Source organism: Bordetella genomosp. 8, assembly GCF_002119685.1.
In the GTDB taxonomy this organism is placed as follows: domain Bacteria; phylum Pseudomonadota; class Gammaproteobacteria; order Burkholderiales; family Burkholderiaceae_B; genus Bordetella_C.
In genome coordinates this window covers 5,856,496-5,873,243 of record NZ_CP021108.1, presented here as the reverse complement: position 1 = coordinate 5,873,243, position 16,748 = coordinate 5,856,496, and the positions used below count along the sequence as shown (strand labels likewise).

At 68.4% G+C, this 16,748-nt stretch carries 15 protein-coding genes; 8 read left to right on the top strand and 7 right to left on the bottom strand.

Annotated elements, in window-relative coordinates:
• Positions 1–27: 27 nt before the first annotated feature.
• Positions 28–1,134 carry a CCA tRNA nucleotidyltransferase gene (locus tag CAL12_RS26570; protein ID WP_086067349.1) on the top strand — a complete coding sequence of 369 codons (1,107 nt, stop codon included), beginning with the start codon at positions 28–30 and terminating at the stop codon, positions 1,132–1,134.
• Between the two features lie 7 nt (positions 1,135–1,141).
• Here the strand turns inward: CAL12_RS26570 and CAL12_RS26565 are convergent, their stop codons facing one another.
• The 5 genes from CAL12_RS26565 to CAL12_RS26545 form a co-directional block, all read right to left on the bottom strand.
• Positions 1,142–2,344 carry a class I SAM-dependent methyltransferase gene (locus CAL12_RS26565; protein ID WP_086067348.1) on the bottom strand — a complete coding sequence of 401 codons (1,203 nt, stop codon included), beginning with the start codon at positions 2,342–2,344 and terminating at the stop codon, positions 1,142–1,144.
• A 170-nt stretch (positions 2,345–2,514) separates the two neighbouring features.
• The gene (locus CAL12_RS26560) at positions 2,515–4,254 is read right to left on the bottom strand and encodes a DEAD/DEAH box helicase (RefSeq protein WP_086067347.1); all 1,740 of its coding nucleotides are present in this window, start codon (positions 4,252–4,254) and stop codon (positions 2,515–2,517) included.
• A 305-nt stretch (positions 4,255–4,559) separates the two neighbouring features.
• A complete protein-coding gene (locus CAL12_RS26555) occupies positions 4,560–5,312 on the bottom strand; it encodes a uracil-DNA glycosylase (RefSeq protein WP_086067346.1) in 753 nt (250 codons plus the stop codon).
• Entirely contained in the window at positions 5,313–5,774 is a 462-nt protein-coding gene (locus CAL12_RS26550) for an STY0301 family protein (protein WP_086067345.1), read from the bottom strand. It lies immediately after the preceding gene.
• Positions 5,775–5,825: 51 nt separating this feature from the next.
• Complete coding sequence (locus tag CAL12_RS26545) at positions 5,826–6,290, bottom strand: HIT family protein (protein ID WP_086067344.1); 465 nt, start codon at positions 6,288–6,290, stop codon at positions 5,826–5,828.
• A gap of 120 nt (positions 6,291–6,410) precedes the next feature.
• On the opposite strand from CAL12_RS26545, the gene selD reads away from it, so the two are divergent.
• Together selD and CAL12_RS26535 are read left to right on the top strand one after the other, a co-directional pair.
• Complete coding sequence (gene selD, locus CAL12_RS26540) at positions 6,411–7,484, top strand: selenide, water dikinase SelD (protein WP_086067343.1); 1,074 nt, start codon at positions 6,411–6,413, stop codon at positions 7,482–7,484.
• A gap of 48 nt (positions 7,485–7,532) precedes the next feature.
• A complete protein-coding gene (locus CAL12_RS26535) occupies positions 7,533–8,183 on the top strand; it encodes a 2-hydroxychromene-2-carboxylate isomerase (RefSeq protein WP_232464639.1) in 651 nt (216 codons plus the stop codon).
• A gap of 82 nt (positions 8,184–8,265) precedes the next feature.
• On the opposite strand, the gene CAL12_RS26530 is transcribed toward CAL12_RS26535, so the two are convergent.
• A complete protein-coding gene (locus tag CAL12_RS26530) occupies positions 8,266–9,183 on the bottom strand; it encodes a LysR family transcriptional regulator (protein ID WP_086067342.1) in 918 nt (305 codons plus the stop codon).
• Between the two features lie 134 nt (positions 9,184–9,317).
• Between CAL12_RS26530 and CAL12_RS26525 the strand changes: the two genes are divergently transcribed.
• Genes CAL12_RS26525 through CAL12_RS26505 form a run of 5 tightly spaced genes read left to right on the top strand, consistent with a single transcriptional unit; the run spans position 9,318 to position 15,480 of the window.
• Positions 9,318–10,334: a TRAP transporter substrate-binding protein gene (locus tag CAL12_RS26525; RefSeq protein WP_086067341.1), complete on the top strand. Its 1,017-nt coding sequence runs from the start codon at positions 9,318–9,320 to the stop codon at positions 10,332–10,334.
• A 43-nt stretch (positions 10,335–10,377) separates the two neighbouring features.
• A complete protein-coding gene (locus CAL12_RS26520) occupies positions 10,378–12,267 on the top strand; it encodes a TRAP transporter large permease (protein WP_086067340.1) in 1,890 nt (629 codons plus the stop codon).
• A 13-nt stretch (positions 12,268–12,280) separates the two neighbouring features.
• Positions 12,281–12,820, top strand: a complete 540-nt coding sequence (locus CAL12_RS26515; protein ID WP_086067339.1) for a VOC family protein — start codon at positions 12,281–12,283, stop codon at positions 12,818–12,820.
• A gap of 7 nt (positions 12,821–12,827) precedes the next feature.
• Complete coding sequence (locus tag CAL12_RS26510; RefSeq protein ID WP_086067338.1) at positions 12,828–14,093, top strand: ribulose-bisphosphate carboxylase large subunit family protein; 1,266 nt, start codon at positions 12,828–12,830, stop codon at positions 14,091–14,093.
• Positions 14,086–15,480 (top strand): four-carbon acid sugar kinase family protein, encoded by a 1,395-nt coding sequence (locus tag CAL12_RS26505; protein WP_086067337.1) that lies wholly within the window; start codon positions 14,086–14,088, stop codon positions 15,478–15,480. The genes CAL12_RS26510 and CAL12_RS26505 overlap by 8 nt, the downstream gene beginning before the upstream one ends.
• On the opposite strand, the gene CAL12_RS26500 is transcribed toward CAL12_RS26505, so the two are convergent.
• Positions 15,464–16,708: an aminotransferase-like domain-containing protein gene (locus CAL12_RS26500; RefSeq protein WP_086067336.1), complete on the bottom strand. Its 1,245-nt coding sequence runs from the start codon at positions 16,706–16,708 to the stop codon at positions 15,464–15,466. The two genes, CAL12_RS26505 and CAL12_RS26500, sit on opposite strands and share 17 nt — an antisense overlap.
• Positions 16,709–16,748 lie beyond the last annotated feature (40 nt).

Sequence of the window (16,748 nt, the reverse complement as noted above, 5' to 3'; positions counted from 1 at the left end):
GGCCAGGTATGGCGTCCGGGTGACACGATGACCGATCCGGTGCTGGAAGGCTTGCGGGCCTATATCGTTGGCGGCGCCGTGCGCGACGAACTGCTGGGCCTGCCGGCGGGCGACCGCGATTGGGTGGTGGTGGGCGCCACGCCGGAGGCGATGACGCGGCGCGGCTTCACGCCGGTGGGCGGGGATTTTCCCGTCTTCCTGCATCCGGGGACGCACGAGGAATATGCCTTGGCGCGCACCGAGCGCAAATCCGGGCGGGGATACAAGGGATTCACCTTCTACACCGGCAGCGACGTCACGCTGGAAGACGACCTGGCGCGGCGCGATCTGACGGTCAATGCGATTGCCCGCGATGCCGATGGCCGGTTGATCGACCCTCTGGGGGGCGTGCGCGACGTGCATGCGCGCGTGCTGCGCCACGTCGGCGACGCCTTCGCCGAAGATCCCGTGCGCATACTGCGGCTGGCGCGCTTCGCCGCGCGTTTTGGCGATTTCAGCGTGGCGCCGGAAACGCTGGCGCTGTGCCGCGCCATGGTCGAGGCGGGCGAAGCCGACGCCCTGGTGCCCGAACGCGTATGGAAGGAGTTGTCGCGCGGGTTGATGGCCGGGCATCCCGCGAGGATGATGGAGGTGCTGGAGCAGGCCGGTGCCTTGCCGCGCGTCCTGCCGGGCTTGCACCTGGATGACCGGGTCAAGGCCGACCTGGACGAGGCTGCGCGGCGCGGGCTGCCGCTGGCCGGGCGTTACGCGCTACTGTGCCTGGACTCGCCGCGACGCGCCGATCTGTCGGCGCGGCTGCGCGTTCCCACCGAATGCGCGGATCATGCGCGGCTGTTGCCGTTGGTGCTGGAGGGCTTGGCCGCGCTGCCCGCCGCCGGCGGTGACGACGCCGACGCCGATGCCAGGCTGGCGCTGATGGAGCGTTGCGACGCCTTGCGCAAGCCCGGGCGCTTCCTGGACCTGCTGCGCGCGGCGGACGTACGCGTGGCGGTGGACCATGCGGCATGGCGTGCCGCGCTGGACGCCATCCAGGGCGTCGATGCCGGCGCGATCGCCCGGCAACATACGGGCGACCCGACGCGCATCAAGCAGGCGCTGCGCGACGCGCGGCTGCGCGCGCTGCGCAAGGCCTAGATACGCCTTACAGCATGGCGCGCCGGTCGCCACGCCGGAAGCCGATGAGCGGCGGATCGACGTCGCGGCCCACCGCCAGCACCTTGAACAGCTCTCCCATCTCGGCTTCCGAGACCAGCTTCTGCACCGGCCCGACGGTGCGCGCGTAGTTCGCGGCGTCGCTGCTGTCCAGCGTCGCCAGCCGTTCCATCAGGCCCGCGTTCACCAGGAAGCGCGCCTGCGACAGATAGCCCAGCACATCCAGCCCCCCCGACAAGGCGGCATCCGCCATGGCGGTGAAGTCCACGTGCGCGGTGATGTCCTGCAATCCCGGGGCCAGGAAAGGATCGGCGTGCGAGTGATGCCGCAGGTGGCACATCAGCGTGCCGGCGGCGCGCTGCGGGTGGTAGTACTCGTGACGCGGGAAACCGTAATCGATCAGCAGGGCCACTCCGCGCCGCAGCCAATGCCCCATGCCGCGCACCCAGGCTTCGCCCTGCAGGTTGACCTCCGACACATAGCCTTCCAGCGGCGGCATGCGCTGCGCCATGACTTCTGCCAGCCGTGGCGGCGCGGGCCGGTCCGCCCACGCGAAGCCATCTTCGGCCGTGACGACGACCCCGCGTTCCAGCAGGGCGCCCGTTTCATCCCAGCGGAAGACCTGCACCGGCATGGCGTCGAGGACTTCATTGGCCAATACGCAGCCTTCGAAGGCATCGGGCAGGCGGTCCAGCCAGCGGATGCGCTCGCCGTGCGCGGCCAGCCGCGCCTGCTGGCGCGCGCGCAGGTCCGCGGACACCTCGACGATCTGGTAGCGCGCATCCAGGCCTTCGGCGTCCAGGGCCGCCAGCACCTGTTCGGCCAGCGCGCCGGTGCCCGCGCCGAATTCCAGGATGGTGTTCGTACCGGTCTGGCGCAATACCTGCGCCGCCTGCATCGCCAGGGTCTGGCCGAAAAGCGGCGTCAGCTCGGGCGCGGTGACGAAATCGCCCACCGGTGGCGCGCCGGTACTGGAATCGGGCCCGGAACCGGATCCGGCTCCGGCTTCGGCCAGCTTGACGCTGCCCGCCGCGTAATAGCCCAGGCCGGGCGCGTACAGCGCTTCCGCCATCCAGTGCTCGAAGGACAGCCAGCCGCCCGCCTGCGCGATCGCGGCGCGCAGATGCGCGGCCATGCGCGCGGTATGGGCTTGCGATGCGTCATCCAAGGGGGGCGGGAAAGTCTGGGGCATGAACTACGGCTGCGGAAGGTGAGCGATACCCGCATTGTTTCAGGAAATCCCGTCCGCTGCGTCAGCGCCGGCCATCCTGGCGGACCGGAAATGAAAAACGGCGCGGTGGGCGCCGCGCCGTTTTTCTCTTCAGATGCGGGTGGTGTTGCTACCCGCCTGGCCGGTGCCGATCAGTCCCGGCGACCGGCGTAGGCCGGCTTGAAGGGCTTGCCCGAACGGCTGGCGCCCTTGTCGAAGGCCGGCCTGCCGGTGGGGCGGGCGTAGCCTTCCGTGGCGCGGCCGGCATGATTGCCTTCGCGGGCGGCCTTGTCGGCGCGCATGCCGGCTTCGGACCGCGCGGAGCGGAACGCGCCTTCGGGACGCTGCGGACGGTCGCCTTGGCGGAAGTCGCGCTCGGCGCGGAAACCGCCTTCGTCACCGCTGCGTTCGGTCTTGCGGGCGGCGCCTTCGGCGCGGTAACCCTGGTCATTGCGCTGGAAGCCGCGGTCGGCGGGACGCCGATCGCCTTCGGCACGGAAAGGACGGGCTTCGCCTTCCGCACGGTAGGGGCGGGCTTCGCCTTCGGGGCGGACGGGACGGGGCCCGTCGCGCCAGGCGCGCTGCGGACGATCGCCGGACAGCTCACGCTGCGGGCCCGCGCCTTCGCGGAACTCGCGGCGGGGACCATCGAAGGGCCGCGCGCCGAAACCGCCACGGCTATCGCGATTGAACGGTCGCTTGCCGAAGCCCGGCTTGCCGGTACCGGAGCGTTCGTACGGAGGACGCGCCGTGCGCTTGGGTTCCAGGCCGGCGATGATCTGCGGTGTCAGCGTCTGGCCGATGAAGTGTTCGATGCGGCGCACCTTGTGCCGTTCCGCATGCGTGGCCAGCGTAAAGGCCAAGCCGTCGCGGCCCGCGCGGCCGGTACGGCCGATACGGTGCACATAGTCTTCCGCCTGCATGGGCAGGTCGAAGTTCACGGCGTGGCTGATGCCCTGCACGTCGATGCCGCGCGCGGCCACGTCGGTGGCGACCAGCACCTTCAATTGGCGCTTCTGCAGCATGCTCAGGGTGCGCGTGCGCTGGCGCTGGTTCATGTCGCCATGCAACGCCGCCGCCGCGAAGCCCTGGTCGGACAGGCGGTCGGCCAGATCGTCCGCGCCGCGCTTGGTGGCGGTGAAGACGATGGCCTGGTCCAGCGCCGTGTCGCGCAGGACGTGGTCGAGCAGCTGCATCTTGTGCGCGGCGTCGTCCGCGTACAGCAGGCTCTGGGTGATGTTGGAATGCTTTTCCTTGGCGCCGGCGATCTCGATGCGCTGCGGTTCGCGCATCATCTTGGCCGCCAGCTTGGCGACCGTGCCGTCCAGCGTGGCCGAGAACAGCAGCGTCTGGCGATCGGCCGGCAGGCGGCCGACGATGGTCTCGATGTCCTCGATGAAGCCCATGTCCAGCATGCGGTCGGCTTCGTCCAGCACCAGGGTATGCACGGTGTTCAGCTTGACGCGGCCGGCCTGCAGATGGTCGAGCAGGCGGCCGGGGGTGGCGACCAGCACGTCGACGCGGCGCGACAGCGCCTTCAACTGCGCGCCGTAGGGCATGCCGCCCACCACGGTGGCGGTGCGCAGGTCGCGCAGGTTCTTGCCGTACTGGCGCGTGGCGTCATTGACCTGCAGCGCCAGTTCGCGCGTGGGGGTCAGCACCAGCACCTGCACGCCGGTGCCCTTGTTGGCGGGCATCTTGGCGATGCGGTTCAGCGCCGGCAGCATGAAGGCCGCGGTCTTGCCGCTGCCGGTCTGCGACGAAACCATCAGGTCCTGGCCGGCGATGGCCTGCGGAATGGCGGCGGCCTGGACGGAAGTGGGGGTATCGAAGCCCGCTTCTTGCAGCGCGGACAACAGGGTGGGCTCGAGTCCCAGGGATTCGAAAGACATGACTTATCCTTGCCGCTTTTGGCGGCACGTATCTAGGCCGGGCCGGGGTGTGTGTGCCGGATCCAGCGCAGGTTGATGGAGCATCGACGCCGACCGGATCAACCATGCGCATGTCGCGTCCAGATGGGGACGCTGGCGTAAGGAAAGGGGTCAGGAAGCGATGAAGACCGGCATGGGCCAAGTCCGGGTGATTACCCTGCTACTTGGCGAAGCTGCATACACCGTGACTTGTTTCGAGGCCGTCGGCGTACCGGCGGCGGACTAGCAATGCGGAAAAATGCCGTTCTTTTGTGCAGCGCGAAAAATCATAACCTGAATGCCTGCTGTGACGCCAGCGTTTTCTCGGGCAAACCCCAATCGACAATTTCCTGCTCATGCGTCAGAAGCCACTCGTTGGCGCGGCGGAAATGGCCGCAACCCAGGAAGGGGACGGGTGGCCGCGACGCTGAAAGCGGGGACGGGTGGTTCGCCATCAGGACCAGCGTGTTGTGGTTCGCGGGCAACAGTGCCTGCTTGGACTGCGCGTGGGCGCCCCACAGCATGAACACCTTGGGCTGCGACTGCCGGGCCACCAGTTCGATCAGGGCATCGGTGATTGCCTCCCAGCCGCGTTTGGCATGCGAGGCCGGCTGGCCGTCTTCCACCGTCAGCGAGGTGTTCAGCAGCAGCACCCCCTGCTCGACCCAGGGCGTCAGGTCATTGCCTGCCGGTATGCCCTTGTCGGGATACTCGGCGGCAATCTCCTTGAATATATTGCGCAGGCTGGGCGGCCGCTTGCAGCCGTCCGGCACGGAAAACGCCAGCCCTTGCGCCTGTCCGGGCCCGTGGTAGGGGTCCTGCCCCAGGATCACGACCTTGACGTCGCGCGGGCGCAGCAGCTCCAGCACGCGGAAGGGCGCATGTGGATAGACCGTGACGCCCGCGTCCACGCGGCTGTCGACGTGGCCGCAGAGCTCCGGCAGGACGCGCGCCGCGGCGGGCGTCGCCAGGGCCGGGGCCCAATCCGGCGGCAACTGGGAAACCAATAGCGAAAGGGGCGTGCGCAGGCGGTTTTCCATTCAGTAGCACACCACTTCCACGGCGCCGCCCGGACGGCGGCGGTCGGCCAGGTATTGCATCATGTCGCACTGGCTGATGTTGTCCGCCAGCTTGCGCACCGCCAACAGGTTGGTATCGGTGTAGCTGCAGCCTATCCAGTAGCCCTGGTCGTCCGGATGGAAATGCCAGGTGGATGCGTAGCCGCGCGTCGATCGTTTTTCAGTGTCGGGCGCCAGGGCCACCATATTACGCGGATCGCCGGCGAAAAAGGTGATGCCCTGCAGGCGGTGGTCCGCGTCGCGGCGCGGATCCGGCATGATCGACCAGCCGCCCGGCGCGTTGACCGGCGTCTGCGTCAGCTCCAGGGTGCTGGGGCAGGGCGTATTGATGGGCCGCGCGGCCAAGCAGGTCGGCGTGGCGGCCATCAGTCCCAGCGCCGCCAGCAGCGGAGGAAGAGAGAAGGCGGAAAGGCGAGTGTTCATGGCGTGTGCGCGGTCATGAAAATCCATGGCGCCGGGTAGGCCGGCGCCGGGTCAGTGGCGCGGCAGTGCATTCAAGGTTTCCAGCAGGCGGTCCTGATAGCGGCGCATCACGGACCGGATGGCCTGCATGCGCGCCGCCCATTCGGGCGGTTCCTGGCCCGCGGCGATACGCGGCGGCGCCCACACCGCGTCGGGAAAATGCCGGTCGCCGCGCCAGCGCGGAATCACGTGCCAGTGCAGATGCGGCACCATATTGCCCAGCGACGCGACGTTGATCTTGTCCGGGCGCAGGATTTCGCGCTGCGTCTCCTCTATGCGCCAGACCGCTTCCATCATCAGTTCGCGTCCATGGCGCGACAGGCTGGTCATCTCCGGAATGTGCGAATTCCAGATGACCCGGGTATAGCCGGGGTAATCGGCGTCTTCGACCTCCACCACGCGCATGTGGGTGCCTTGCCACAGCAGCGTGCCGCCGTGCTGCTGGCATAGCGGACAGTCGGGAAGCAGAGTCGTCATCTCGTTCGGGCCTGGGCGCGTACATGCTTGGAAGGATCATGATAGTAGGCCGTTTTGACGGCTCTTGTGTAGGGGCCGGCGGGCCGGTGCTATGCTTTCCCGGCTTTCCTGGAGACTCGCATGACCATAGACGCTAGCGCCGACGCGCCGCCGCGCCTGCAGCCGCGCCTTACTTCGCTTTCGCATGGCGGCGGCTGCGGCTGCAAGATCGCCCCGGGCGTGCTGGCGGACCTGCTGGCGCGCTTCGCCCCCGCCCAGGCTTTCCCCGGCCTGATGGTCGGCACGGAAACCGCGGACGACGCGGCGGTGTACCGCCTGAACGACGAGCAGGCGCTGATCGCCACCACCGATTTCTTCATGCCCATCGTCGACGATCCCTACGATTTCGGGCGCATCGCCGCGACCAACGCGCTGTCGGATGTCTATGCCATGGGCGGCACGCCCATCATGGCGCTGGCCATCGTCGGCATGCCGATCAATGTGCTGCCGCGCGAAGTCATCGCCGACATCCTGCGCGGCGGACAGGACGTCTGCGCCCAGGCCGGCATCCCCGTGGCGGGCGGCCACACCATCGATTCCGTCGAACCCATTTATGGCCTGGCCGCCATGGGCCTGGTCCATCCGGACCGCGTCCGGCGCAACGCCGACGCCCGCGAAGGCGACGTGCTGATACTGAGCAAGCCGCTGGGCGTGGGCATATTGTCGGCCGCGCTCAAGAAGAACCAGCTGGACGCGGCGGGCTATCAGGCCATGATCGCCAGCACGACACGCCTGAATACGCCGGGGCCCGCGCTGGCCGCGCTGCCCGGCGTGCACGCCCTGACCGACGTCACCGGTTTCGGCTTGCTGGGCCATGCACTGGAGATGAGCCGCGGTGCTGGCCTGCGCGCGCGCATCGATCTGGCCGCCTTGCCCTGGCTGCCCGGGGTGCGGGAGATGGCGCAGGCGGGCATGATCACCGGGGCGTCCGGGCGCAATTGGGCGTCCTATGGCGCGGCGGTCGCGCTGGCATCCGGCGTGGACGACGTCGCGCGCGCCCTGCTGACGGATCCGCAGACCTCCGGAGGGCTGCTGGTGGCCTGCGACAGCGCAACCGCGCCGCGGGTGCTGGACGTGTTGCGCGAACAAGGCTTCGGCCAGGCCGCGGTGGTGGGGCGGATGATGCGTGGAGAACCGGGGGTAGACGTCGGCTGACTGGCCGCCCGCCCAGCCCGCGCGCGCACAACAATATGGAGAGGCGACATGACGCAGATGGAGACCCGGCCGGCGGCATCAGGCCCCGCGGCCGCGCAGGGGCAGCTGCAGTTCTGGTTCGATTTCGCAAGTCCCTATAGCTTTCTGGCGATCGAGCGCATCGAGCCGATCGCTGCGGCGCAGGGCGTCACGGTGGATTACCGGCCCTTCCTGCTGGGGCCGATATTCAAGGCGCGCGGCTGGGACGACTCGCCTTTCCGGCTGTTCCCCGACAAGGGCGAATACATGATGCGCGAAGTCCAACGGCTGGCGGCCAGGTACGGCGTCACCTATCGGCGTCCGACCGAGTTCCCGAGGGTGGGCGTGCTGCCATCCCGGGTGGCCTATATCGGGCTGCAGGCGGATTGGGGCAAGGCCTTCTGCCTGTCGATGTTCCGCGCCAATTTCGTCGACGATCTGGATATCCAGAAGCGGGACGTCGTCGGCGACCGGCTCAGGGCGTTGGGCCTGGATGCCGAAGCCGTGCTGGCGCGCGCCGGCAGCGACGAAATCAAGCAGGCGTTTCGCGCGCAGGTCGACCGGGCCCAGGAACTGGGCGTCTTCGGCGCGCCCATGATGTTCGCCGGACGGGAAATGTTCTGGGGCAACGACCGCGTCGAGGACGCCGTGCGCTGGGCTCGCGAAGGTGGTCCCGTCTGAGGGGGATTGCCGCCCCGGTATATCCCGCCGCTGATCCTTGCGCCTTATTCCCGCACGTTATTCGTGCGTCTTGTTCTACCCTTCATCCCTGCCGCGTACCGCCCCGCTTTCCCGGCCGGCGTTCCAGCATCAACGCACGCAGCCGTTCGGCCGCCGGCGGCAGGCTCAGGCCGCGGCGCGTCACCAGGTAGATGCGGCGCACCAGCCCGGGAATCTTCAACGGCCGGCTGACCAGATCCGGCCGCTCGAATTCGTACAGCGTCAGGGCCGGCACCACCGTGATCCCGATGCCCGCCGCGATCATGCCGGTCACCGTCGCCAGCTGTTCGACTTCCATGACCGTCTTCATCGGATAAGGATGAAACGCGCGTTCCAATTGCAGGCGCACGCTATGGGAACGCGCCAGATGGATGAAGGGTGCGGCGGAAAGATCGGGCAGCCCGATTTCGCGCCGTCGCGCCAGTGGGTGGTCCGCCCGGCACACCAGGTGGAACCGGTCGTTGCATAGCAGGCTGGCGTCCAGGTCCTGCGCCGGGATGCCCGACGATGCGAGCGCCAGGTCGGCGCGGCCGGCGCGCACGCGTTCCAGGCAGGGCGCCGACAACACGTCGGCCAGCTCGATTTCGATGCCTGGATGCCGCTGCCGGAATTCGGCGAAGACGCCGGGCAGCCAGCCCGATGCGATGGAGGGCAGCGCGGCGACCGACACGCGGCCCTTGTCCAGCATGGCGTGCCCGCGAAAATCGTCGATCATGCCGTCGAAGCCATCCAGCACCCGTCGCGCCGACGCTTCCAGCAGCCGGCCCTGCGGCGTCAATTCCACGTTGCGGGTATCGCGATCGAACAGCCGGTAGCCCAGCGTTTCTTCCATCGTCCGGATCAGCGAACTGAAGGCCGACTGCGACAGGTGGCACTGGCGCGCCGCGCGCGTGAAGCTGCGCTGCTCCACCAGCGCCAGGAAAGCGCGCAGGTCGCGGGTCGAGAGATTTATCTCTTTCATCGCTTAATCGATCCAAATTTTCGGCTTCTCCGATTCTAGTCGCCACGGTACATTTCTGCTGCGCGCCGGCCTGGCCGCGTGTGCCACGAATAAATACGCGCCGGCCGTACGCGACGGCGCCGAGGAGACGATCCATGACCACGATGACCCGCCGCACCCTGCTGCGCGCCATGGCGGCCGGCCCCGCGCTGGCCCTGGGCGTACCCCGCCTGGCCTGCGCCGGCGCGGAGTTCTCTTACAAGTACGCCCACAACCTGCCCATGACGCATCCGCTGCATCTGCGCGCGCAGGACGCCGTGGACCGCATACGCAAGGAATCCAACGGCCGGCTGGAAATCACCATATTTCCCAATAACCAGCTGGGCGGCGACACCGACATGCTGTCGCAGGTGCGCAGCGGCGGCATCGAGCTGTTCACGCCGTCGGCCCTGGTGATCGCCACGGTGGTGCCGGTGGCGGCCATCAACGCGGTGGGCTTCGCGTTTTCCGATTACAGCCAGGTCTGGAAAGCCATGGACGGCGCGCTGGGCGCGCATGTGCGCGAAAGGATAGGCAAGGCCAACCTGTACGCCTTCGAAAAGATGTGGGACAACGGCTTTCGCCAGGTCACCACCAGCAGCAAACCGATCGCCGACGCGCACGACCTGGACGGCACCAAGATACGCGTGCCGGTCAGCCCGCTGTCCATCTCCATGTTCAAGGCCCTGTCGGCCGCGCCCGCCAGCCTGCAGTTCAGCGAGGTCTATTCCGCGCTGCAGACGCGCATCGTCGACGCCCAGGAAAATCCGCTGCCCATCATCCAGGCGGCCAAGCTGTACGAAGTGCAGAAGTATTGCTCGCTGACGAACCACATCTGGGACGGCTACTGGTTCATCGCCAATGCCCGCGCCTATCGCCGCCTGCCCCCCGACCTGCAGAAGCTGTGGGAAACCGCGTTCAACGATGCCGGCATGCTGCAGCGGGAAGACCTGAGGAAGATGAACCAGTCCATCCAGAGCGATTTGGAATCCAGGGGCTTGAAGTTCAACCAGCCCAAGGCGGACAGCTTCCAGGCGCAATTGCGCAAGGCGGGCTTCTACCAGGAATGGCGCGGCAAGTTCGGCGACGAAGCCTGGGGCCTGCTGGAAGGCGCCGTCGGCAAGCTGGCCTGAACGCGCCAGGCCGATCCGGCGGCCGACGCCTCGTGGAGACATCATGCAGACACACGCCGCCTGTTACGCCAAGGATACGCGCCCGGTTGCCGGCGCGCGCGGCGCCCCGGCCCGCTGGCTGGACGGGTTGGACCGCGTGCTGGGCCTGGCGGTGGAAATCCCGGCGGCCCTGCTGGTCCTGGCGGAAATCGCCGTCCTGTTGTCCGGCGTGATCGCCCGCTACGTGTTCCACGCCCCGCTGGTGTGGGGCGATGAGCTGGCCTCCATCCTGTTCCTGTGGTTGTCCATGCTGGGCGCGGTCGTAGCCCTGCGGCGCGGCGAGCATATGCGCATGACCGCGCTGGTGGCGCGCGCGACGCCGGCGGTGCGCGCCTGGCTGGACGTCGCCGCGATCGCGGCGGCGTTGTGCTTCATGTTGATGGTGCTGCCGCACGCCTGGGAATATGCCAGCGAGGAAGCCGTGGTCACCACCCCGGCGCTGGAGATCTCCAATGCGTGGCGCGCGGCGGCGCTGCCGGCCGGGTTCATCCTGATGACGGTGTTCGCGCTGTTGCGCCTGGCGCGGGTCGGGTCGTGGCGGCAGGTAGCGGGCGCCGTGGCCGCCGTCGCCGTCATCGCCGGGCTGTTCCTGCTGGCGCAGCCTGTGTTGGCGACCCTGGGCAAGGCCAACCTGCTGGTATTTTTCGTCGGCCTGGTGGCGGCCAACGTTTTCCTGGGCGTGCCTATCGCGTTTTCCTTCGCGCTCGCGACCTTCGGCTACCTGGCGCTGACCACGCAAACCCCGCTGATGGTCATGGTGGGGCGCATGGACGAAGGCATGTCGCACCTGATCCTGCTGGCCGTGCCGATGTTCATCCTGCTGGGCCTGCTGATCGAGATGACCGGCATGGCGCGCGCCATGATAGGTTTCCTGGCCAGCCTGCTGGGCCACGTGCGCGGCGGCCTGTCCTATGTGCTGATAGGCGCCATGTACCTGGTGTCCGGCATATCGGGCTCCAAGGTGGCCGACATGGCCGCCGTGGCGCCCGCGCTCTTTCCCGAGATGAAGCAGCGCGGCGCGCGGCCGGGCAATCTGGCGGCGCTGCTTTCGTGCACCGGCGCCCAGACGGAAACCATACCGCCCAGCATCGTGCTGATCACCATCGGCTCGGTCACCGGCGTGTCGATCGCGGCGCTGTTCACCGGCGGCATGCTGCCGGGCGCCGCGCTGGGCCTGGCGCTGGCGGTGATCGTATGGCGCCGCAGCCGGGGCGAAGACCTGTCCGGCGTGCACCGCGCACCGGGACGCGAGATCGCGCGGCTGTTCTGCGTGGCCGTGCCGGCATTGCTGCTCCCTTTCCTGATCCGCGCCGCGGTGGTGGAAGGCGTGGCCACCGCCACCGAGGTCTCCACCATCGGCATCGCCTATTCCGTGCTGGCCGGCCTGTGCCTGTACCGCCGTTTCGATTGGCGGCGCATTCCGTCCATGCTGCTGGATACGGCGGCCCTGTCCGGCGCCATCATTTTCATCGTCGGCGCCGCGACCGCGATGGCCTGGGGCTTGACGCAATCGGGCTTCTCCCAGGACCTGGCCGAGTTCATGCGCCGCATGCCTGGCGGTACCGCCGGCTTCCTGCTGGTGTCCATCGTCGCCTTCGTGGTGCTGGGCAGCGTGCTGGAGGGCATACCCGCCATCGTGCTGTTCGGACCGCTGCTGTTCCCCATCGCGCGCGCCGTCGGCGTGAACGAAGTGCACTATGCGATGGTGGTGATTCTTTCCATGGGGCTGGGCCTGTTCGCGCCGCCCTTCGGCGTCGGCTACTACGGCGCCTGCGCGATCAGCAAGGTCAGCCCGGACGAGGCCATGCCCTATATGTGGGGCTACCTGGTCGCGCTGGTGGCCGGCGTGTTGCTGGTGGCATTCATTCCGTGGATCTCCACGGGTTTTCTGTGATCGAGGTGTAGCCATGAGTCGGTTGTTCGGCGAAGTGCGCCAGGCAGGTTATGTGGTGCGCGATATCCATAAGGAAATGCGGCATTGGAGCGAGACCCTGGGTATCGGCCCCTGGTTCTACGCCGACCGCGTGCCTGTCAGGAATTTCATGTACCGCGGCCAGCCGTCGCCCATCGAGGTATCGGTGGCCCTGGCGAATTCCGGTCCGCTGCAGATCGAGCTGATCCAGCAGCGCAACGACGCGCCGTCCATGTACAAGGCCTTCCTGGATGCCGGCCACACCGGCCTGCAGCACCTGGCCTACTGGACGGAGAACTTCGACGAGGACGTGCGCCGCCTGGCCGAACATGGATTGAAGGTCGGCATGAGCGGCGAAGTCGGGGAACGCGGCCGCTACGTTTACTACGAAACCGAAACCCATCCCGGCACCGTGATCGAGCTGTCCGAGATCGCCGGCCCCAAGGGCCGCCTGTTCCGCCTGATCCGCGAAGCCTCGATCAACTGGGACGGCAGCGATCCTGTGCGCCCCTTTCCCGATCTTTCCACGCTGTAGACCCGCCATGACGGACACCAATCGGCGCGATTTCCGCGCCCGGTATTTCATCGAGACGCCTTTCCCGCTGGAGCAGGCCGCCGACGTGCTGGCCGGCGAACAATCCAGCGGCACCTTCGTCAGGGTGGCCGGCGAAACCGACGACCTGCGCCGGCGTTCGCGCGCCATCGTCCAGTCGATCGAGCAGGTCGGCACGATAGGCACGCCCAGCCTGCCCAATGCCTTCCTGCAGCGGCGCGACATCCAGGGGCCCTACCGGCAGGCCATCATCACGGTGTCCTTCCCGGTGGACAACGTCGGCGCCAACCTGCCGACCCTGGCAGCCACGGTGGGTGGCAATATCTACGACCTGGGCGAGATGACCGGCGTCAAGCTGCTGTCGCTGGACCTGCCCGCCGAGTACGTGAAATTGTTCGACGCGCCGCGCCACGGCGTGGCCGGCACGCGGGCGTTGACGGGTCGCGCGGAAGGGCCCATCCTGGGCACCATCATCAAGCCCAATGTCGGCATGACGCCGGAGCAGACCGCGCGTGTGGTGGCCAGCCTGTGCGAAGCCGGCGTCGATTTCATCAAGGACGACGAATGCATGGCCAACCCGCCGCATTCGCCCCTGGCGCGCCGGGTGGAAGCCGTCATGCGGGTGATCAAGGACCACGCCCAACGCACCGGTCGCAAGGTCATGTATGCGTTCAACATTTCAGATGACCTGGACGCCATGCGCGGCCATGCCGCCCGCGTGGAAGCCGCCGGCGGTACCTGCGTCATGGCCAGCCTGAACTGGTGCGGCTTCAGCGCCATCCAGGCCCTGCGCCGCACCAGCCCGCTGGCGATCCACGGCCACCGCAACGGCATGGCCATGATGTCGCGCCATCCGGCGCTGGGCATCGCTTTCCCGGCATACCAGGCCTTGTGGCGCCTGGCCGGCGTCGACCAGTTGCATGTGAACGGACTGGGCGGCAAGTTCTACGAAAGCGACGCCAGCGTCATCGAGTCGGCGCGGGCCTGCCTGTCGCCCATGGCCGGCGACGACGCGGTCATGCCGGTGTTTTCGTCAGGGCAATGGGCCGGCACGGTGCCGGCAACCTTCCAGGGGCTGGAAAGCGAAGACCTGATCTTCCTGTCGGGTGGCGGCATCCTCGGGCATCCCGACGGCGCGGCCGCCGGCGTGCAAAGCATCCGCGACGCCTGGGACGCGGCGCGCGCCGGCGTTCCCCTGCCCGACTTCGCACGCGACCGGCCGGCGCTGGCGCACGCGCTGGATTTCTATGGCTGATCCGCGCGACGGGCGGCCACGCCTGGCGTACTACGGCGACGACTTCACCGGGTCCACCGATACGCTGGCCACGGTGGTGTCCGCCGGCCTGCGCGCCGTCCTGTTCCTGGATGTGCCCACGGCCGACGAACTGGCGCACTTCGGTTCGCTGGATTGCGTGGGCGTGGCCGGTACCGCGCGGGCGATGTCGCCGGCGGAAATGGACGTCGCCCTGCCGCGCATATTCCGCGGGCTGGCGGCCACGGGCGCGGACGTCCTGCACTACAAATGCTGTTCCACCTTCGACAGCGCGCCGCACATCGGCAGCATCGGCCACGCGGTGCGGCTGGCCTGGCGCGAACTCGAGATCCGACCGGCCTATATCGTCGGCGGCCAGCCCAACCTGGGCCGCTATTGCAGCTTCGGCCACCTGTATGCGCGGGCGGGACAGGACGGCCCGGTGTACCGCCTGGACCGCCATCCCACCATGAGCCGGCATCCCGTCACCCCCATGGACGAGTCCGACCTCAGGGCGCACCTGGCGCGCCAGGGCCTGGAAGGCATCGCGTCCTTCGACCTGGCGATGCTGGACGACGCACCGGACGCGGCCGCGGCCCGGCTGGACGCGCTGCTGGGGGAGGGCGCGGCCGGCGTATTGTTCGACGCCACCCGCACCGCCGACCTGGCGCGCGTCGGCGCGCTGCTCCGGCACCGCCTGGCCGTGGAACGCAAGCCCCTGCTGGCCGTGGGGCCCACGGGCGTGCTGCAGGCCTTGCTGGCGACCGATGTCGACCGTGCCACGCCGGCTTCCGCTGCCGGCCATGCGACGCCGGTTTATGCTGCCGATCATGTGCACCGCACACATGGCCAAGAGGTGAGCCAGACTTTCATCGTCGCCGGCAGCCGCTCGCCGATCACGGCAGCGCAGATCGCCGCCGCCGAGCAGGCCGGCTTCGTTTCCATCGCGCTCGACGCGGCCGCCATGGTGGCCAACGACGCAGAATATCGCGCCTCGTTGGACGGCCGCATCGTGCAGGCCTTGCGCGCCGGCCGCAGCGTGGTCGCGCACAGCACGCTGGGCGACGACAGCGGCGCCCGGCGTCCCGGATTCACGCGTGCGCTGGCGCTGGCCTGCGGCGGCCTGATGGCCGATGTCCTGGCCGCGTATCCACTTGCACGTGCCGGTTTCGCGGGCGGCGATACTTCCAGCCTGGCGGTGCAATCCTGGGGCGCGCGGGCGCTGACGTTTTCCTACAGCCCCAGCCCGGGCGTCGCCGTGTGCCGCGTGCATGCGCCGGGCCACCCCGCCGACGGGGTGGAATTGATGCTGAAGGGCGGCCAGATGGGCGCGCCTTCCTTGTTCAGCGACCTGCTGGCCGGCGGCAGCGCGCCTAGTCCGCCAGCGTGATGCTTACGGATTCGCCCGCCGCGCAGGCCTGCAAGGCCTGGCGCAGGCGCACGATGCCGGTGCGGATCTGCGCTTCGTTCATGGTGGCGAAGGACAGCCGCATGGCCTGCATGTCCGCCTGCGCGGGGTCGCTGTAGAAGGCCTTGCCGGGCACGTAGACGACTTCATGCTCGATGGCGTAAGGCAGCAGGCGGGTGCTGTCGATATCGCCGGTCAGTCGCGCCCAGCAGAACATGCCGCCCTGCGGCTTGCGGAAGTCCACGTGGCCGCCCATCTCCTCGGCCAGCGCGCGGGCCAGCGCATCGGCGCGCGCCGCGTAGGCCGCGCGGATGCGCGGCACGTGCTCGTGGTAACGGCCGTCCTCGATGTACTGCGCGACGATCTCCTGGATCCAGGCCGACGAGGCCATATCGTCGGCGGCCTTCGCGCCGACGCAGCGGCGGCGGATTTCCGCGGGTGCGATCAGCCAGCCCATGCGCAGCGCGGGCGCCATGGTCTTGGACATGCTGGCGATATACGCGACCCACTTGCGTTGTTCGCCTTCGGCCAGCGCCAGCAGCGGCGGGATCGGTTCGCCTTCGAAGCGCAGTTCGCCGTAAGGATCGTCTTCCACCAGCAGGAAGCGGTAGCGCGCGGCCAGCTCGACCAGGCGACGGCGGCGCTCCAGGTTCAGCGTCGCGCCGCAGGGATTGGAAAAGGTGGCCACCACGCTGACCAGCTTGGGGCGGACCCGTTCGACCAGCAAGGCCAGCGCGTCGACGTCCACGCCATCGGGCCCGGACGGCACCGTGTGCAGCGTCGCGCCGGTGTAATGCAGCGCCTGCCGGGAATTCGGAAAGCCCGGGCTTTCGATGATGGCCGCGTCGCCCGGTTGCAGCATCACCCGGCCCAGCAGCGCCAGCGATTGCTGGGATCCGCCGGTGACCGCGAGTTCGGTGTCGGGATCGCAGCGGATGCCGCGTTCGGCGGACAGCCGGGCCAGCTGCATGCGCAGTCCGGCCTGGCCGTCGATATTGGAGTACTGCAGGCAGGACGCCAGCCGGGCGCCCACCTTGGCCGCCGCCGCGTTCAAGCCGTCGACGTCGAAGAGCTCCGTCGCGGGATACCCGCCGGACATGCTGATCGTTCCTGGACGATTGGCGTAGGGCGCCAGGGAACGGATGGGGGAGATTGCCGGAATCTGGAAAGGTGCCGCGAACGAGTAGCCGGACACGGAGTGGGAGGACATGGTGGATCCTGGTACAGGAACTGGGTACCGCGCGGAGCGG